The following is a 17,758-nucleotide window of genomic DNA, read 5'->3' on the forward strand; positions in this document are numbered from 1 at the left end:
GCTGCATCCGTGGCCCGGCACTTGCAACACCGCGGCATCCCGCCGCAGGAGCTCCGTCCGTGTCCATCCACGTCGCGCTGAACCACGTCACGCACTACCGCTACGACCGCCGCGTCGGGCTCTCGCCGCAGGTGGTGCGTCTGCGCCCGGCGCCGCACTGCCGCACGCCCATCGTCTCGTACTCGCTGCGCATCGAGCCCGGCGAGCACTTCGTCAACTGGCAGCAGGACCCGTTCGCCAACCACCTGGCGCGGCTGGTGTTCCCGGAGAAGACGACCGAGTTCAAGGTCACCGTCGACCTGGTGGCCGAGATGTCGGTCTACAACCCGTTCGACTTCTTCCTCGAGCCCGAGGCCGAGAACTTCCCGTTCGCCTATGCGCCGGAGCTGGCGCACGACCTCGCGCCCTACCTGGCACGCGACGAGGCGACGCCGCTGTTCGCCGAGTTCGTCGCCAGCATTCCGCGCGAACGCGTGCGCACGATCGATTTCCTGGTCGAGATCAACCGCCGGCTGCAGCACGAGATCGGCTACCTGATCCGCCTGGAGCCCGGCGTGCAGACGCCCGAAGAGACGCTGGCGAAGAAGTCCGGCTCCTGCCGCGACACCGGCTGGCTGCTGGTGCAGGCGCTGCGCCACTGCGGGCTGGCCGCGCGTTTCGTTTCCGGTTACCTGATCCAGCTGAAGCCCGACCTCAAGTCGCTGGACGGCCCCAGCGGCGCCGAGACCGACTTCACCGACCTGCACGCCTGGTGCGAGGTCTACCTGCCGGGCGCCGGCTGGATCGGCCTGGACCCGACCTCGGGCCTGCTGGCCGGCGAAGGCCACATCCCGGTGGCCTGCACGCCCGAGCCTTCGACCGCGGCGCCGGTCTCCGGCGCGGTCGACGCCTGCGAGGTGAGCTTCGGCCACACGATGCAGGTCACGCGCGTGCACGAGTCGCCGCGTGTCACCAAGCCCTACACCGAGGACCAGTGGCAGGCCGTGCTGGCGCTGGGCGAGGCGGTGGACCGCGAGCTCGAACGCGGCGACGTGCGCCTGACGATGGGCGGCGAGCCGACCTTCGTCTCGGTCGACGACCGCGACGGCGCCGAATGGAACACCGACGCGCTGGGCCCGACGAAACGCGGCCTGGCGACCGAACTCGTGCACCGGCTGCGCGCGCACTACGGCGAAGGCGGTTTCCTGCACTTCGGCCAGGGCAAGTGGTATCCCGGCGAGCAGCTGCCGCGCTGGGCGCTGACCATCGCCTGGCGTGCCGACGGCCAGCCCTGCTGGCACGACGCCTCGCTGTTCGCCGACGAACGCGACACCCACACCAACACCGTGGCCGACGCCGAACGTTTCGGCGCCGCGCTGGCGCGCCGCCTGGGCCTGGACCCGAAGTGGCTGATGCCCGGCCACGAGGACGCCTGGTACTACCTGTGGCGCGAACGCCGGCTGCCGAGCAACGTCGACCCCTTCGACTCGCGGCTGGACGACGAGATGGAGCGGGCGCGCCTGCGCCGCGTGTTCGGCGCCGGGCTGGACGCGGTGACCGGCTACGCCTTGCCGCTGCGCCGCGAGTGGTTCGCCGGGGCCGAGGGGCCCGAGTGGATCAGCGGCTCCTGGTTCCTGCGCGACGCCCGCCTGCTGCTGATCCCCGGCGACTCCCCGATGGGCTGGCGGCTGCCGCTGGATTCGCTGCCCTGGGCCGAGGCGGGCGACCAGCCGGCCTCGTTCGCGCCCGACCCCTTCGCGCCGCAGTCGCCGCTGCCGCCGCCGGCCAGCGTGCGCGCCCAGCCGCGCGGCTGGGACGCGCACCGCGAAGGCGGCGGTTTCGCCGAAGGCGGCACGGTCGCCTGGCGCGCGCTCGACGGCGGCCCGGGCCTGCCCCCTCTCCCGCTCGCGGGAGAGGGCTGGGGTGAGGGGGCCGGCGCGCCCACAGCCCTCACCCCGACCCTCTCCCGCGCCGCGGGAGAGGGCGATCAAGCCGCCGCCCGCGTCCCCGTCCAGCCCCATCCGCAGGCCCCCGACACCCGGCCGCAGCGCCACGAGTCGGCCGGCTGGATCACGCGCACCGCGCTGTGCGTCGAGGTGCGCGACCCGCAGCGTGCCAACGGCCCGAAGGCCGAGGCCGCGCACGGGGGCAGGAGCGGCGTGCTCTACGTCTTCATGCCGCCGCTGCCGCACCTGGAGGACTACCTGGACCTGCTGGCCGCGGTCGAAGCGACCTGCGCCGAGACCGGGCTGAAGGTCGTGCTCGAAGGCTACCCGCCGCCGCGCGACGCGCGCCTGAAGACGCTGGCCGTGACACCCGACCCCGGCGTCATCGAGGTCAACATCCACCCGGCGCGCGACTGGGTCGAACTCGTCGAGCACACCGAGTTCCTCTACGACGCCGCGCACCGCACGCGGCTGGCGAGCGAGAAGTTCATGCTCGACGGCCGCCACACCGGCACCGGCGGCGGCAACCATTTCGTGCTCGGCGGCGCGACGCCGGCCGACAGCCCCTTCCTGCGCCGCCCCGACCTGCTCGCCAGCCTGCTCGCCTACTGGCACAACCACCCCAGCCTGAGCTACCTGTTCAGCGGCCTGTTCATCGGCCCGACCAGCCAGGCGCCGCGCATCGACGAGGCGCGCAACGACCAGGTCTACGAGCTGGAGATCGCGCTGGCCGAACTCGAGCGCCGCATCGCCGAAGACGGCGGCGCGGTGCCGCCGTGGCTGGTGGACCGCAGCCTGCGCAACCTGCTGATCGACGTCACCGGCAACACCCACCGCAGCGAGTTCTGCATCGACAAGCTGTACTCGCCCGACGGCCCGACCGGCCGCCTGGGGCTGCTGGAGCTGCGCGCCTTCGAGATGCCGCCGCATGCGCGCATGAGCCTGGCGCAGCAGCTCTTGCTGCGTGCGCTCGTCGCCTGGTTCTGGCGCGAGCCCTACACCGGCCGCGGCGCGACGCGGCTGACGCGCTGGGGCACCGCGCTGCACGACCGTTTCCTGCTGCCGAGCTTCGTGCAGCAGGACTTCGACGACGTGCTCGCCGAACTGGGCCGTGCCGGTTTCGCTTTCGACGCCGCCTGGTTCGCGCCGCACTTCGAGTTCCGCTTCCCGCTGATCGGCGAGGTCGCGGCGCTGGGCGTGAAGCTGACGCTGCGCACCGCGCTCGAGCCCTGGCACGTGATGGGCGAGGAGGGCGCGGCCGGCGGCACGGTGCGTTACGTCGACTCGTCGCTGGAACGGCTGGAGCTGAAGGTCTCGGGCCTCAACGACAACCGCCACGTCGTCACCGTCAACGGCCGCGCGGCGCCGCTGCAGCCCACCGGGCGCAGCGGCGAGTACGTCTGCGGCGTGCGCTACCGCGCCTGGGCGCCGCCGTCGGCGCTGCACCCGACGATCCCGCAGCACGCGCCGCTGACGGTGGACCTCGTCGACCGCTGGCTGGAACGTTCGCTGGGCGGCTGCCGCTACCACGTCGCGCATCCGGGCGGGCGCAACTACGAGACCTTCCCGGTCAACGCCTACGAGGCCGAGAGCCGGCGCCTGGCGCGTTTCTTCCGCTTCGGCCACACGCCCGGCACGCTGAAGGTCGAGCCGGCGGCACCCAGCCTGGAGTTCCCGTTCACGCTGGACCTGCGCCGCGGCTGAACGCCGTGGCACGATCGCGCCGGTGAACGCCTCCCAGAGCACGCTGCCTTTCGACCCCGACGCCGCCGCCGGCGGTGCGCTGGCGATGCTCGCCGAGCGGGCGCTGCCGGCCGAGCCCGGCGTCTGGGACGAGCTGCGCGACAGCGACGGCAGCGTGCGGCCGGCCTGGCGGCGCTTCGCCGACTGGATGCCCGAGCCCGCCGGCGCCGACCTCGCCGCCGACCTCGACCGCCGCCTGGTGCAGATCGCCCAGCAGATCCGGCTGGACGGCGTCACGCACAACGTCTTCGACGATCAGGGCGCGCCGATGCGGCCCTGGTCGCTGGAGCTGCTGCCGCTGCTGATCGAACCCGCCGACTGGGCCGAGATCGAGGCCGGCGTGACGCAGCGTGCGGCGCTGCTGGAGCGTGTGCTGGCCGACCTGTACGGCGAGCGCCGCCTGCTCGCCGAAGGCCTGCTGCCGCCGGCGCTGGCGCTGCGCCACCCGGGTTACCTGCGGCCGATGATCGGGGCCCACGTGCCGGGCGGCCTGCGCCTGCACATCGTCGCCTTCGACCTGGCGCGCGGCCCCGACGGCCGCTGGTGGGTCGTCGCCCAGCGCACGCAGGGGCCCTCGGGCCTGGGCTACGTGCTGCACAACCGGCTGCTGGTCTCGCGCCAGTTCCCCGACGCCTTCCGCGAGCTGCGTGTGCAGCACCTGGCGGCGAGCTACCGGCGCCTGCTCGACACGGTGGAGGCCGCGGCGCGCGAGGTCGCCCGCGGCGCCACGCCGCGCCTCGCGCTGCTGACGCCGGGGCCGTACAGCGAGACCTATTACGAACACGCCTACCTCGCACGCTACCTCGGCCTGCCGCTGGTCGAAGGCGGCGACCTGACGGTGCGCGACGAGCGGGTCTTCCTGAAGACCGTCGAAGGCCTGGAGCCGGTGCACGCGCTGCTGCGCCGCCTGGACGACGACTGGTGCGACCCGCTGGAGCTGCGCCCCGATTCGACGCTGGGCGTGCCCGGGCTGCTGCAGGCCGCCCGCGCCGGCAGCATTGTGATGGCCAACGCGCTGGGCAGCGCCTTCCTCGAATCGCCGGCGGTGCAGGGCTTCCTGCCCGGCATCTGCGAACGCCTGACCGGCGAGCCGCTGCGCATGCCGGCGCTGCCGACCTGGTGGTGCGGCGAAGCCGCCGCCTGGCGCGACGTGCACGACCAGCTCGACGGCAAGTTCGTGCGCAGCACCTTCCCGAAGGGCGGGCGCACGTCCCAGGTGCACGATGGGCACCAACTTCGGGTGCACGAGGACCCCGACGCGTGGACGATCCAGGGCCGGCTGCGCTTCTCGCGTGCGCCGATCTGGGGCGGCGGCGCGCTGAATCCACGCCCGGCGATGGTGCGTGTCTACGCGATCGCCGAAGGCGACGGCCGCTGGCACGTGCTGCCCGGCGGCATGACACGCGTCTCGCGCCGCGAGGATGCCTCGGTGTCGATGCAGCGCGGCGGCTCCAGCCTGGACACCTGGGTGCTGACCGACGGCCCGGTCGACACCTTCTCGATGCTGCCGCGGCGGCTGGAGGTCGACGACATCGCCGCGCGCCGCCGCCCGGTGTCCAGCCGCACCGGCGAGAACCTGTTCTGGCTCGGCCGCTACACCGAACGCACCGAGCAGCTGGTGCGCCTGGCGCGTGCGACGCTGCTGCAGATCGACGCCGAGAGCGACGCCGACCTCGCGGTGCAGCGTGCGCTGTCGGCGATGGCCGTGGCCAGCGGCCTGACGCCGCCGGGCGTGCCCACGCTGGAGCAGTCGGCCTCGCGTTTCGAGCGTGCGCTGCTGGGCGCGCTGGGCGACGCCGACGGCGCCTGGAGCGTGGCCTTCAACCTGCGCGCGCTGGAGCAGGCGTCGCAGGCGCTGCGCGAACGCCTGTCCTCCGAGCAATGGGGGCTGATCCGTTCGATGCGCGAGGCCTTCGAGGCCGCGTTCCCAGGCGGGCCGACACGCCCGCCGCCGCTGCCCGAGGTGCTGCCGGCGCTGGACCGCCTGGCCTTGCGCCTGGCCGCGGTGACCGGCGTGCAGACCGACCGCATGACGCGCGACCACGGCTGGCGGCTGCTGGCCGTGGGCCGGCTGCTGGAGCGCCTGATCGGCCTGTGCTCGCGGCTGGAGGCGCTGCTGCAGGCCGGCGCGCTGGGCAGCGCGGCCGGTGTCGACCTGCTGCTGGAACTCTTCGACAGCGCGATCACCTTCCGCGCGCGCTACCAGCGCCACGAGGACCTGCTGGCGCTGGCCGACCTGCTGGTCTTCGACGACTCCAACCCGCGCGCCCATGCCGGCGTGCTGCGCCGGCTGCGCACCGAGCTGCGCAAGCTGCCGCTGGACGCGGCCGGCGTCGCCGCGCTGCTGGCGCGCCTGCCGGCCGAGGGCAGCGGGCTGACGCTGGAGTCGCTGCGCGGCGCCAGCGACGCCGTCATCGTCGAGCGCCTGCTGGCGCTGTCGGTGTCGCTGCGCGCTGCGGCGATGGCGCTGGCCGACGACGTCGGCACGCGCTTCTTCACGCTGGCGCACGGACAGGACCAACGCGTGTGACCGAACTCGAGGTCGTCCACGAGACACGCTACGACTACGCCGCGCCGGTGACGCTGGCGCACCACCTGGCGCATCTGCGGCCGCTGGACGACGCCGGCCAGCGCCTGCTGGCGCACGAGCTGGACATCGAGCCCGGCCCGCAGCAGCGCCGCGACGACACCGACGCCTTCGGCAACCACCAGAGCCACTTCACGCTGCTGCGGCCGCACCGCACCCTGGTCGTGCGCGCGGCGAGCCGGGTGCGCCTCGCGGCGCGTTTTGCCGCGCTGCAGGCGCCGCGCTCGCCGGCCTGGGATGCGCTGGCGGCGCGGCTGCGCTACGTCGCCCGCGCGCCTTTCGAGCCGGCAGCCGAGTTCGCCATGCCTTCGCCCTACGTGCCGCGGCTGGAGCCGCTGCGCGCCTGGGCCGCGCCCTCGTGCACGCCGGGCCGGCCGGTCGCCGAGCTGGCGATCGAGCTGATGCGCCGGCTGCACCGCGAGTTCGAGTACGAGAGCCGCAGCACCGAGGTCGACACGCCGCTGGCCCAGGCCTTCGAGCAGCGGCGCGGCGTCTGCCAGGATTTCGCCCACCTGCTGGCGGGCGCCTTGCGCATGCACGGCCTGCCGGCGCGCTACGTCAGCGGCTACCTGCTGACACGCGGCCCCGAGGACGGCGCGGCGATGGTCGGCGCCGACGCCTCGCACGCCTGGGTGCAGGCCTGGTGCCCCGACACGCCGGGGGTCGCCGGCGGCTGGCTGGACCTGGACCCGACCAACGACCTGGTGCCCGGCAGCGGCCACGTGCGGGTGGCCGTCGGCCGCGATTTCGGCGACGTGACGCCGCTGCGCGGCGTGATCCGCGGCGGCGCACAGCACACGCTGGCCGTCGGCGTGACGACGCGCGTGGTGGGTCCGGTTGTTGCTAACCCCGGCTGAAGAGGAGCGATTCCGACGATGAAGCCCAGCTTCGACGAGATGAGCGCCGCCGACGGCGCCGTGCGGCCCCATTACCGGAGCTACGAACGCTGGCTGCGCCAGCAGCCGGCCGACGCGATGCAGTCGGCACGCAGCGAGGCGGAGATGATCTTCCGCCGCGTCGGCATCACCTTCGCCGTCTACGGCGCCAAGGACGAGGACGGCGCCGGCACCGAGCGCCTGATCCCCTTCGACGTCATCCCGCGCGTGATCCCCGGCGCCGAGTGGCGCGAGCTGGAGGCGGGCCTGGCGCAGCGTGTCACCGCGCTGAACCGCTTCCTGCATGACGTCTACCACGGCCAGGAGATCCTGAAGGCCGGCGTCGTGCCGGCCGACCTCATCCTGCGCAACAGCCAGTTCCGCCCCGAGATGATGGGCGTGGACGTGCCGGGGCAGGTGTATTCGCTGATCGCCGGCATCGACATCGTGCGTGCCGCGCAGAGCGACGGCAGCGGCTGCTACTACGTGCTGGAGGACAACCTGCGCGTGCCCAGCGGCGTCAGCTACATGCTCGAGAACCGCAAGATGATGATGCGGCTGTTCCCCGAGCTGTTCGCCAGCCACCGCATCGAGCCGGTCGCGCACTATCCCGACCTGCTGCTGGAGACGCTGCGCGAGGTGCGGCCCACCGCCGCCGACGATCCGACGGTCGTCGTGCTGACGCCCGGCATGTACAACAGCGCCTACTTCGAGCACGCCTTCCTCGCCCAGCAGATGGGTGTCGAGCTGGTCGAAGGCCAGGACCTGTTCGTGCGCGACGGCTTCGTCTACATGCGCACCACGCAGGGCCCCAAGCGCGTGGACGTCATCTACCGCCGCGTCGACGACGACTTCCTCGACCCGCGCGCCTTCCGCCCCGACTCGACGCTGGGCTGCGCCGGGCTGCTGGACGTCTACCGCGCCGGCAACGTGACGCTGGCCAACGCCATCGGCACCGGCATCGCCGACGACAAGAGCGTCTACCCGTACGTGCCGCGCATGATCGAGTTCTACCTCGGCGAGAAACCCATCCTGCACAACGTGCCGACCTGGGTCTGCCGCGAGCCGGGCGACCTGGAGCACGTGCTGGCGAACCTGGGCGAACTCGTCGTCAAGGAGGTGCACGGCGCCGGCGGCTACGGCATGCTCGTCGGCCCGGCGGCCAGCAAGGCCGAGATCGCGGCCTTTCGCGAGCAGCTGCTGGCCAACCCGTCGAACTACATCGCCCAGCCGACGCTGGCGCTGTCGACCTGCCCGACCTACGTCGAACGTGGCATCGCCCCGCGCCACATCGACCTGCGGCCCTTCGTGCTGTCGGGCAAGACGGTGCAGATGGTGCCCGGCGGGCTGACGCGCGTGGCGCTGAAGGAAGGCTCGCTGGTCGTCAACTCGTCGCAGGGCGGGGGCACCAAGGACACCTGGGTTCTCGAGGACTGACGCGCGCAGGAGGAACAAGATGCTGTCTCGTACCGCCGACCACCTGTTCTGGATGGCCCGCTACATGGAGCGGGCCGTTCAGGCGCGAAGCGCCTCCGGCGAAGCCAAAATACCGCGGCGCGCGGCAGCGCGCGGCGGGGTTTTCGGCCTGATGGAGGACCACCATGCTGTCTAGGACTGCGGATCATCTGTTCTGGATGGCCCGTTACATGGAGCGGGCCGAAAACACCGCCCGCATGCTCGACGTCAACTACCAGACCTCGCTGCTGCCGCAGTCGGCGGACATGGCCGAGCAGGGCTGGCAGGGGCTGCTGTCGATCAGCGAACTGAGCTGGAGCTTCCAGCAGAAGTACCGCGAGCTCACGCCGCGCAACGTCATGGACTTCATGGTGCGCGACGAGACCAACCCGTCGAGCATCCTGTGCTGCCTGCGCGCGGCGCGCGAGAACGCACGCGCGGTGCGCGGCGCGCTGACCACCGAGGTCTGGGAGACCCAGAACCAGACCTGGCTGGAGTTCAACCGCCTGCTCAAGGAAGGCCGCTTCGAACGCGACCCGAGCATGATCTTCGAGTGGGTCAAGTACCGCTCGCACCTGTCGCGCGGCGTCACCGTCGGCACGATGCTGCAGGACGAGGCGATGCACTTCCTGCGTGTCGGCACCTTCCTCGAACGCGCCGACAACACCGCGCGGCTGCTCGACGTGAAGTTCCACGCGCTGTCCTCCGAGTACTTCGGCAACGGCAACGTCAAGGAGACCCAGGAGGTCGACTTCTATCACTGGAGCGCGATCCTGCGTTCGGTCTCCGGCTTCGAGATCTACCGCAAGGTCTACCGCAACGTGATCCGCCCGGAACTCGTCGCCGAACTGCTGATCCTGCGCCCGGACATGCCGCGTTCGCTCGCCGCCTGCCTCAACGAGGTCGTCGCCAACCTGGAGCCGGTGGCCAACCAGCAGAGCGCCGAGACGCTGCGCCGCGCCGGCCGGCTGCGCGCCGACCTGCAGTACGGCCGCATCGACGAGATCCTCGCCACCGGGCTGCACGCCTACCTGACGCAGTTCATGGACCGCGTCAACGACCTCGGCGCCGGCATCGGGCGCGACTTCCTGGTGCCGGTGGCGGCCTGATTCAGCGCGCGGCCGACGCGCTGCTGGCCGCCGGGTCGGCCGCCACTGCGGCGCGGGTCGCGGCATGCGCCTGGGCCACCGCGTCGCCCAGCGTGATGACCGCCATCGCGTAGTACGACGAGGCGTTGTAGCGCGTCAGCACGCGGAAGTTGGCGGTGCCGGCGACGTAGCTCGGCGCCGCGGCGCCGTTCTGCAGCTCGACCAGCGCCATCGGGCCGGCGTGCGCGCGGCCGGCGGCGTCGAGTTCGGCCCCGGCGGCGGCGAACTCGGCCGCCGTGAAGCTGGGCTCGATGTCCGGCGCCAGCAGCCGCGCACGCGCCGCCGTGTCCACCGGCGGCGCCACCGCGTGTGTCGTCGCCATCCCGGGCTGCCAGCCGTGCGCCGACAGGAAGTGGGCGACGCTGCCGACGGCGTCGATGCCGTTGCCGCCCAGGTCGACGTGGCCGTCGCCGTCGAAGTCGAGCGCCAGCCGGTTGAGGTTGCTGGGCATGAACTGCGGCAGGCCGATGGCGCCGGCAAACGAGCCGCGCACGGCCTGCGGGTCCAGGCCTTCGCGGTCGGCCCAGACCAGGAACTCCTCGAGTTCGCGGCGGAAGAAGGGGCTGCGGTCGCTGCGGCCGCCGGGGAAGTCGAAGGCCAGCGTCGCCAGCGCGTCGACGATGCGAAAGCGCCCCATGATGCGGCCGTAGAAGGTCTCGACGCCGATGATGCCGACGACGATCTCCGGCGGCACGCCCCAGCGGGCCTGGGCGCGCGCCAGCGCGTCCTCGTGCTCCTGCCAGAACGCCAGCCCGGCGGCGATGCGCCGCGGTTCGACGAAACGCGCGCGGTAGGCCGCCCAGTCCTTGGCCGTGCCGGCCGGCGGCGGCATCACCAGGCGCTGCACGCTGTCCAGGCGGCGCGCCTGGGCGAGCTGGGCGGCCACCCAGTCGGCGTCCAGGCCGCGGCGCTCGGCCACCTCGGCGGCGAAGCGGCGCATGTCCTCGCGTTCGCCGTAGAGCGGCGCGGCGGCCACGGCCTTGGCCTTGGGTTTCTTCTTCGCCGCGGCGTGTTTCGCGGCGGTGGCTTTGCGGGCGGGCTTGTCGGCGGCGTGCACCACGGGCGGTGCGGCCAGGGCCAGGGCGATCAGCGCGATGCTCGCGAGGGCGGACTTCGGGGCGGGCATCGGCCGATTATGGGCGGCCCACCTGGCGCAGGGCCTTCGCGAAGCCCGGCCACCAGCGTCGCGCCGGCTGCACCACGCCGTCGCCGTAACGCAGCCGGTCCAGCGCCTCCAGCTGCGCGGCCAGCGGCTCGCCGGCCGTGCCGAGCGCGGCGCGCACGCGCTCGGCACGGGCACGCGGCCCGTGCTGCGGGCCGACCTCGACGCCGCGCACGGCCAGCGCCCGCTGCACACGCGCCTGCAGGCGTTGCCAGGGGTCCTGGCGATGGCGGTCCCACAGCGCCCAGCCGGCGCCCGCGGCGGCGGCCGCGGCGGCCAGCAGCACCAGCGCACGCGCCAGGTCCTGCCAGTCGGGCGACTCGACGCCCAGCGCACGCAGCAGGTCGAACTGGCGCTGGCGGGAGTAGTTCAGCACCGCCTGGTTCCAGCGGTTGTTCAGCGTCTCCCAGGCTTGGCGCAGACCTGCGGCGAGCGCCGGGTTGACCGCGCCGATGGTGCCGGCGACGAGGCCCGGCGTCGGCGGCAGGCTGCGGCCGCGCTGCACGCGTTCGGGCGCGACGGCGGCCGTCGGGTCGGCGCGCAGCCAGCCGACCCCGGGCTGCCAGTACTCGGCCCAGGCGTGGGCGTTGCTCTGGCGCACGATCCACCAGCCGTCCACGGCCACCGGGTCGGTGCCCTGGTAGCCGGTGACCACCCGCGCCGGCACGTCCATCGCGCGCATCGCGACGACGAAGGCGGCGGCAAAGTGCTCGCAGAAACCCAGCTTGCGTTCGAGCCAGAACTCGTCGATCGCGTCGCGGCCATAGGGGCCGGGCTCGAGCGTGTAGCCGTAGCCGCCGTCGGCGACGTGGCGCATCAGTGCCGCAGCCAGCGTGCGCGCGTCGGCGCCGGCCAGTTCGGGGCGGGTCCGCAGTTCCCTCGCCCATGCCAGCGTGCGGGGGTTGTAGCCCGGTGGCAGGCGGCGCAAGTCGTCGAGCGCCGGCGTCGCGGTGCGCGGGCCGTGGCGGTACGTGGTCCAGGCCGTGGCCTGCAGGCGGACGCGGTCGGTCAGCGGCCGGTCGAGCTGCCACTGCAGGTCGGTGCGCAGGCGCAGGCTCCAGCCGTCGATCTGCGGCCCGCCGTCCGCCGGCGTGGCCTCCAGCAGCGGCAGCATCGCCAGGCGGCTGGGCTCCAGCGTCATCTCGTAGCGCAGCGGCGCGCCCAGCGTCTGCACGCGCGCGCGCAGCGGCGGCTCGGGCAGGCGTGTCCAGTCCAGGCCGTCGAAACGGGCGAGCACCGGCCCGCGGAAGTACATCGCCTCGGGCGGCGGCGCTGCGCCGTCGAAACGCACGCGCAGCGCGATCGATTCGTCGTTGGCGACGCTGGCCACGCCGCCCAGGCGCATCGTGCCCGACAGTCCGGTGCGTCCAGCCGCGTCCTCGGGCACGCCCCACAGCGGGCCCAGGCGCGGGAACAGCAGGAACAGCGCCACCATCACCGGCGCCCCCAGCAGCGCCGCGCGTGCGGCCAGCGCGCCGGCGCGCGCCAGCGGCGGCCGGCCCACGGGCATGTGCGCCAGCACCAGCGCCGCCAGCAGCCCCCAGACCGACAGCAGCATCGACGCCGCCACCAGCAGGCTCTGCGAGTACAGGAAGTTCGTCAGCACGACGAAGAAGCCGAGGAAGAAGACGACCAGCGCGTCGCGCCGCGCACGCAGCTCCAGCGTCTTCAGCGTCATCAGCACGACGAGCAGCGTGACGCCGGCCTCCTTGCCCAGCAGCGTGCGTTCGCTCCAGAAGGTCAGCCCGCCGGCGGCCAGCAGCAGCGCGACGAGCACCCAGCGCCCGGGCAGCGGCCGGTTGCCGACCGCCAGCCAGCCCCGCCAGGCGAGGATCACGCCGGCCAGCAGGCTGCACCAGGCGGGCACGTGGGCGGCGTGCGGCAGCAGCGTCCAGCCGATCACCGCCAGCAGGAACAGGGTGTCGCGTGCCTCGCGCGTCATGCGGGCCGCGATCGTCATCCGGGCCAGCCCGCCAGCAGGTCCAGCGCGGCGCGGCGGCGTTCGTCGCCGCTGCCCGGTGCCAGTTCGCGCCCCGGCAGGCGCAAGCCCCAGGGGCGGCCGGCGCGTTCGCAGGCCAGCACCCAGGCGGCCAGCCGCGCCAGCCGGCGTTCGGTGTCGCCGCCGGTGTCGGCCCAGTCCAGCCAGAGTTCGCGCCGGCCGTCGGCGCGGGCGTCGCGGCTGACCAGTTCGCCGGTCTGCGCCACCTTCTTCCAGACGATGCGGCGCAGGCTGTCGCCGCGGCGGTAGTGGCGCACGCCGTCGAACTCCTCGCCGCCCTGCCCGGTGGCCGGCGCGGCGGTCTCGCCGGGCTGCGCCGTGGCCGTCGGCAAGGGCGGCGGCGGCGTCTCCGGCCGCGGCCAGGCGAGCACGCGCGAGGCCGGCCGCCAGACCGTCCAGGCGCGGAACAGGCCGAGCGGGAACACCGTTTCGGCGACGACCTGCGGCAGCGGGTGCCAGCCGCGCTGCGCCGGCACGAAGGCCAGCTGCACCGCGGCCTGGGCGCCGGCGGCGACGTCGCACCAGGCGAAGCCGCCGTCGCCGCCGGCGCGCCGGCGCCAGTGCAGCGCGATGCCGTGGCGCGTGCGCCGGCCGGGGTTGGTGAGCACGATCTCCACCGTGGCGGCGTCGCCGGCGTGGCCCGGCCGAGGGGGCTTCAGGTGCAGCACCAGCCCGCGCAGCGTGCCGTGCGTCTGGTGCATCGACACCACGCCGGCGCCGGCGAGCAGGAAGGTCAGCACGTAGCCCAGGTTGAGCTGGTAGTTGATCGAGGCCAGCAGCATCGCCAGCAGCGTGGCCGCGAACGCCAGCCCGGCGCGCGTGGGCACGATGTAGACGCTGCGCTGGGTCAGTGCCCAGCTGTCGGCGGCCGGCAGGCGGCGCTCGAGCCAGCGCTCGAAGGCGGCATGCGCGGCGGCGATCACGGGACGGGCGTGGCCTCGACCAGCGCGCGCACCTGCTCGACGGCGCCGCGCCCGGCGCCCGGCACCGGCTGCACGCGGTGGGCGATGGCCTGCGGCAGCAGCGCCTGCAGGTCCTCCGGCGCGACCCAGTCGCGCCCGGCCATCAGCGCGCGGGCACGCGCCACACGCAGCACGGCGATGCCGGCACGCGGCGACAGGCCCTGCACGAACCACCGGCCGGAGCGCGTCGCGGCGATCAGCGCCTGCAGATAGTCCAGCAGCGGCTCGCTGGCCTTGACGCGCTGCACCGCCTGCTGCGCGGCCAGCAGCCCGGCCGGGTCCATCACCGGCGGCAGCCGCGTCGCCGCCTCGCGCCGGTCCTCGCCGGCCAGAAGCGCACGTTCGCTGGCGCGGTCGGGGTAGCCCAGCGTGATGCGCAGCAGGAAGCGGTCGAGCTGGCTCTCGGGCAGCGGGTAGGTGCCGAGCTGGTCGCTCGGGTTCTGCGTCGCGATGACGAAGAAGGGCCGCGGCAGCGCGCGTGTCTCGCCGTCGATCGAGACCTGGTGCTCCTCCATCGCCTCGAGCAGCGCGCTCTGGGTCTTGGGGCCGGCGCGGTTGATCTCGTCGGCCAGCAGCACCTGCGCGAACACCGGGCCGGGGTGGAAGACGAAGGCGTCGCGCTGGCGGTCGAAGACGCTGACGCCGACCAGGTCGCTGGGCATCAGGTCGGCGGTGAACTGCGCGCGCGAGAAGGAGAGCCCGAGCGACATCGCCAGTGCATGCGCCAGCGTGGTCTTGCCGACGCCGGGCACGTCCTCGATCAGCAGGTGGCCGCCGGCCAGCAGGCAGGCCACGCTGTCTTCGATCTGCGGGCGTTTGCCGACGATGATCGTGCTAATCTGGTCGACCAGCCCGGAGATCTGGCGCGCAAGGCTCGAATCCATGCGCGGGACCATACCCCGAAACGATAACGACGACTCATGACGACCGCGTTCTACAGCCATGCGGAGTGCCGATTGCACGACATGGGGCCCGGACACCCCGAGTGCCCGCAGCGGCTGGACGCGATCTCCGACCACCTGCTGGCCACCGGGCTGGACGTCGCGCTCGACTTCCGCGACGCACCGCCGGCCACGCTCGAGCAGATCGAACGCGCGCACAGCGCCGGCTACGTGCTGCAGCTGCAGGACGCGCTGGTGCAGATCCAGGAGAGCGGCCAGGCGCGGGCGCTGGACCACGACACGATCGCCTGCCCCGACACCTGGCGTGCCGCCCTGCGCGCCGCCGGTGCCTGCGTCGCCGCCACCGACGACGTGCTCGACGGCCGCGCGCGCAACGCGTTCTGCGCCGTGCGCCCGCCGGGCCATCACGCGACGCGCGACGAGACGATGGGCTTCTGCTTCTTCAACAACGTCGCCATCGCGGCGCGCCACGCGCTGGACGTGCGTGGCTTGAAGCGCGTGGCGATCATCGACTTCGACGTGCACCACGGCAACGGCACCGAGGACATCATCGCCGGCGACGAGCGCATCCTGATGTGCAGCTTCTTCCAGCACCCGCTGTACCCGTACAGCGGGGCCGTGCCCAAGGGCGAGAACATGGTCAACGTGCCGATCCCGCCGTACACGCGCGGCGGCGAACTGCGCGAGACGCTGATGGCGATGTGGATGCCGCGGCTGGAGGAGTTCTCGCCCGAGATGGTCTTCATCTCCGCCGGCTTCGACGGCCACCGCGAGGACGACATGGGCCAGCTCGGCCTGGTCGAGGCCGACTTCGAGTGGATCACGCGCCAGGTCGTCGGCGTCGCCGACCGCTGCTCGCGCGGGCGCGTGGTCTCGGTGCTCGAAGGCGGCTACAACCTGAGCGCGCTGGCGCGCAGCGTGGCCGCGCACATCCGGGTGCTCGCCGACGTCTGATGGTCCGCGCCACGACGGCCGAACGCCTCGGCCAGATCTTCGATTCGCTGCGTGCGCCGGGTGCGCTCGTCGAGCTGGGCATCATCGTGCTGTGCCTGGCGCTGGCCTGGGCGCTGGTGCGCCAGATCGCCTCGCGCGTCGAGCACAAGGGCTCGATCTGGCTCGGCAGCCGCGGCGTCGACGGCGTGCTGTTTCCGGTGCTGGCGCTGTGTTTCGCGCTCGCCGGCGAGTGGATCCTCGGCGACGCGGTGCCGCGCGCGGTGTTCCAGCTCGCGGTGCCGGTGCTGCTGTCGCTGCTGCTGATCCGGCTGACGGTGCGCGTGCTGCAGCAGGCCTTCCCGCAGTCGGGCGTGATGCGTGTCGTCGAGCGCAGCGTCTCCTGGGTCGCCTGGATCGGTGCGGTGCTGTGGATCACCGGCGTGCTGCCGCTGCTGATGGCCGAGCTCGACCAGATCCAGTGGAAGGTCGGCAGCGTGCGGCTGTCGGTGGGCAGCGTCATCGAGGCGGTGTTCAACACCTCGATCGTGCTGGTGCTGACGCTGTGGATCTCGCAGGTGCTCGAGCAGCGCCTGCTCAAGGGCGCGGGCGACAACCTGTCGGTCCGCAAGATGGCGGCCAACCTGCTGCGCTCGGTGCTGCTGTTCGTCGGCCTGATGGTCGCGCTGTCGGCCGCCGGCATCGACCTCACGGCACTCGGCGTGCTCGGCGGCGCGATCGGCGTCGGCCTGGGTTTCGGCCTGCAGAAGCTGGCCTCCAACTACGTCAGCGGCTTCGTCATCCTCGCCGAGCGCAGCGTGCGCATCGGCGACATGGTGACGGTCGACGGCTTTGCCGGCCGCATCACCGACATCAACACGCGCTACACGGTGATCCGCGCGCTCGACGGCCGCGAGTCCATCGTGCCCAACGAGATGATGATCGTGCAGCGCGTCGAGAACGCCTCGCTGGCCGACACCCGGGTCTGGCTGTCGACCGTCGTGCAGGTGGCCTACGGCACCGACCTGGACCGGCTGATGCCGCTCATCAGCGCCGCGGTGGCCGCCGTGCCGCGCGTGCTGGCGGACGCGGCGCCGTCGGTCCAGCTCAGCAGCTTTGCCGCCGACGGCCTGGAGCTGACGATCGGCTTCTGGATCGGCGACCCGCACAACGGCCAGGGCAACGTGCGCTCGGCGGTCAACCTCGCGCTGCTGCGCCTGCTGAACGCCGAAGGCGTCGAGATCCCGTTCCCGCAGCGCGTCGTGCACCAGGTCGCCCAGCCCCCGGCGTGATGATCAGGCCTGGCGGCCGATCGCCTGGGCCAGCCGCGCCCAGCGCGGCGCCGACACCTGCGCACGCACCACGCCGAGCAGCGCCTCGACGGCCTGCGGTGGCGCCTTGGCGCGCAGATCGGCGAAGAGGATCGCCAGCTCGGGCACGCTGAGCGCCACCGCCAGCCAGCGCACCGTCAGCGCCATCTCCTGCGGCGGGATCGTCGCCATCAGGCGGTCATGCAGCTCGGCCAGTTCGTCGTCGCGGTACAGCGCCCACAGCGCGGCGTTGTTGCGTGTCTCCTCGACCTGCATGTGCACCAGGTTCTCGCCGACGAAGGCGGCGAGGTGGCGGTACAGGCGCAGCGCCAGCAGCGCGCGCTGCGCCGGTGCCGCCGTGCGCAGCGCATGGGCCTCGTCCTCGAGGTTGGCGATCGCCTCCAGGTGCTCGACGTGGTCGCCGGCGGTCTCGGCGGCGCCGCCGGCGCGGCGGGCTTCGATGGCGGTGTGGATGAACTCGTTCTCGTGCTGCACGTGGCCGCGCAGCGTGGTCAGCAGCAGCTCGACCTGGTCGCAGACGTCGGCGCGCTCGCTGCAGTCGTCCACGTCCATCGCGCCGACGGCGGCGAGCGTGTGGTGCATGAACTCGCGCAGCGCCTTGTGGATGAAGACGTAGATGTCCAAGCGCGCGGCCGGCGCGTCGGCGGCGGCGTAGGTGTTGCCCGGCAGGGCGGAGATCGTGTCCATCGGGGTTCCTCGTGATCGCCGGCGTCCTGCGGCCGGCGTGGAACCGAAGTCT

Annotated in this window: 13 protein-coding genes; 8 read left to right on the plus strand and 5 right to left on the minus strand. The window is 73.0% G+C overall.

The features are described from left to right. Positions 1 to 59 precede the first annotated feature (59 nt). The 6 genes from EV684_RS05825 to EV684_RS05850 are packed head-to-tail and all read left to right on the plus strand — an operon-like array spanning position 60 to position 9,694. Positions 60 to 3,629, plus strand: coding sequence for a transglutaminase family protein (locus tag EV684_RS05825; protein ID WP_132645274.1), 3,570 nt, complete (start codon positions 60 to 62; stop codon positions 3,627 to 3,629). 22 nt (positions 3,630 to 3,651) lie between these two features. Continuing rightward, the gene (locus EV684_RS05830) at positions 3,652 to 6,198 is read left to right on the plus strand and encodes a circularly permuted type 2 ATP-grasp protein (RefSeq protein ID WP_132645275.1); all 2,547 of its coding nucleotides are present in this window, start codon (positions 3,652 to 3,654) and stop codon (positions 6,196 to 6,198) included. After that, entirely contained in the window at positions 6,195 to 7,112 is a 918-nt protein-coding gene (locus tag EV684_RS05835; RefSeq protein ID WP_132645276.1) for a transglutaminase family protein, read from the plus strand. Before EV684_RS05830 ends, EV684_RS05835 begins: the two co-directional genes overlap by 4 nt. An 18-nt stretch (positions 7,113 to 7,130) precedes the next feature. Continuing rightward, positions 7,131 to 8,567, plus strand: coding sequence for a circularly permuted type 2 ATP-grasp protein (locus tag EV684_RS05840; RefSeq protein WP_132645277.1), 1,437 nt, complete (start codon positions 7,131 to 7,133; stop codon positions 8,565 to 8,567). A gap of 19 nt (positions 8,568 to 8,586) precedes the next feature. Further along, entirely contained in the window at positions 8,587 to 8,742 is a 156-nt protein-coding gene (locus EV684_RS05845) for an alpha-E domain-containing protein (RefSeq protein WP_132645278.1), read from the plus strand. After that, entirely contained in the window at positions 8,732 to 9,694 is a 963-nt protein-coding gene (locus tag EV684_RS05850) for an alpha-E domain-containing protein (RefSeq protein WP_132645279.1), read from the plus strand. The genes EV684_RS05845 and EV684_RS05850 overlap by 11 nt, the downstream gene beginning before the upstream one ends. A 1-nt stretch (position 9,695) precedes the next feature. Here EV684_RS05850 and mltB read toward each other — a convergent pair whose 3' ends face one another. Genes mltB through EV684_RS05870 form a run of 4 tightly spaced genes read right to left on the minus strand, consistent with a single transcriptional unit; the run spans position 9,696 to position 14,740 of the window. Beyond that, positions 9,696 to 10,859 carry a lytic murein transglycosylase B gene (gene mltB / locus EV684_RS05855; protein ID WP_132645280.1) on the minus strand — a complete coding sequence of 388 codons (1,164 nt, stop codon included), beginning with the start codon at positions 10,857 to 10,859 and terminating at the stop codon, positions 9,696 to 9,698. Between the two features lie 7 nt (positions 10,860 to 10,866). Then, entirely contained in the window at positions 10,867 to 12,855 is a 1,989-nt protein-coding gene (locus tag EV684_RS05860) for a transglutaminase family protein (protein WP_242478546.1), read from the minus strand. After that, a complete protein-coding gene (locus tag EV684_RS05865; RefSeq protein WP_132645281.1) occupies positions 12,852 to 13,817 on the minus strand; it encodes a DUF58 domain-containing protein in 966 nt (321 codons plus the stop codon). Before EV684_RS05865 ends, EV684_RS05860 begins: the two co-directional genes overlap by 4 nt. After that, complete coding sequence (locus tag EV684_RS05870; protein WP_132645282.1) at positions 13,814 to 14,740, minus strand: AAA family ATPase; 927 nt, start codon at positions 14,738 to 14,740, stop codon at positions 13,814 to 13,816. Before EV684_RS05870 ends, EV684_RS05865 begins: the two co-directional genes overlap by 4 nt. 36 nt (positions 14,741 to 14,776) lie before the next feature. Here EV684_RS05870 and EV684_RS05875 point away from each other — a divergent pair, with 36 nt between their 5' ends. Then, positions 14,777 to 15,712 carry a histone deacetylase family protein gene (locus EV684_RS05875; RefSeq protein ID WP_132645283.1) on the plus strand — a complete coding sequence of 312 codons (936 nt, stop codon included), beginning with the start codon at positions 14,777 to 14,779 and terminating at the stop codon, positions 15,710 to 15,712. Further along, positions 15,712 to 16,980 (plus strand): mechanosensitive ion channel family protein, encoded by a 1,269-nt coding sequence (locus EV684_RS05880; protein ID WP_132645284.1) that lies wholly within the window; start codon positions 15,712 to 15,714, stop codon positions 16,978 to 16,980. The genes EV684_RS05875 and EV684_RS05880 overlap by 1 nt, the downstream gene beginning before the upstream one ends. Positions 16,981 to 16,983: 3 nt before the next feature. Here the strand turns inward: EV684_RS05880 and EV684_RS05885 are convergent, their stop codons facing one another. Continuing rightward, the gene (locus EV684_RS05885) at positions 16,984 to 17,706 is read right to left on the minus strand and encodes a hemerythrin domain-containing protein (protein ID WP_132645285.1); all 723 of its coding nucleotides are present in this window, start codon (positions 17,704 to 17,706) and stop codon (positions 16,984 to 16,986) included. Positions 17,707 to 17,758 lie beyond the last annotated feature (52 nt).

The sequence above is a fragment of the Rubrivivax gelatinosus genome (assembly GCF_004340905.1).
In the GTDB taxonomy this organism is placed as follows: domain Bacteria; phylum Pseudomonadota; class Gammaproteobacteria; order Burkholderiales; family Burkholderiaceae_C; genus Rubrivivax; species Rubrivivax gelatinosus.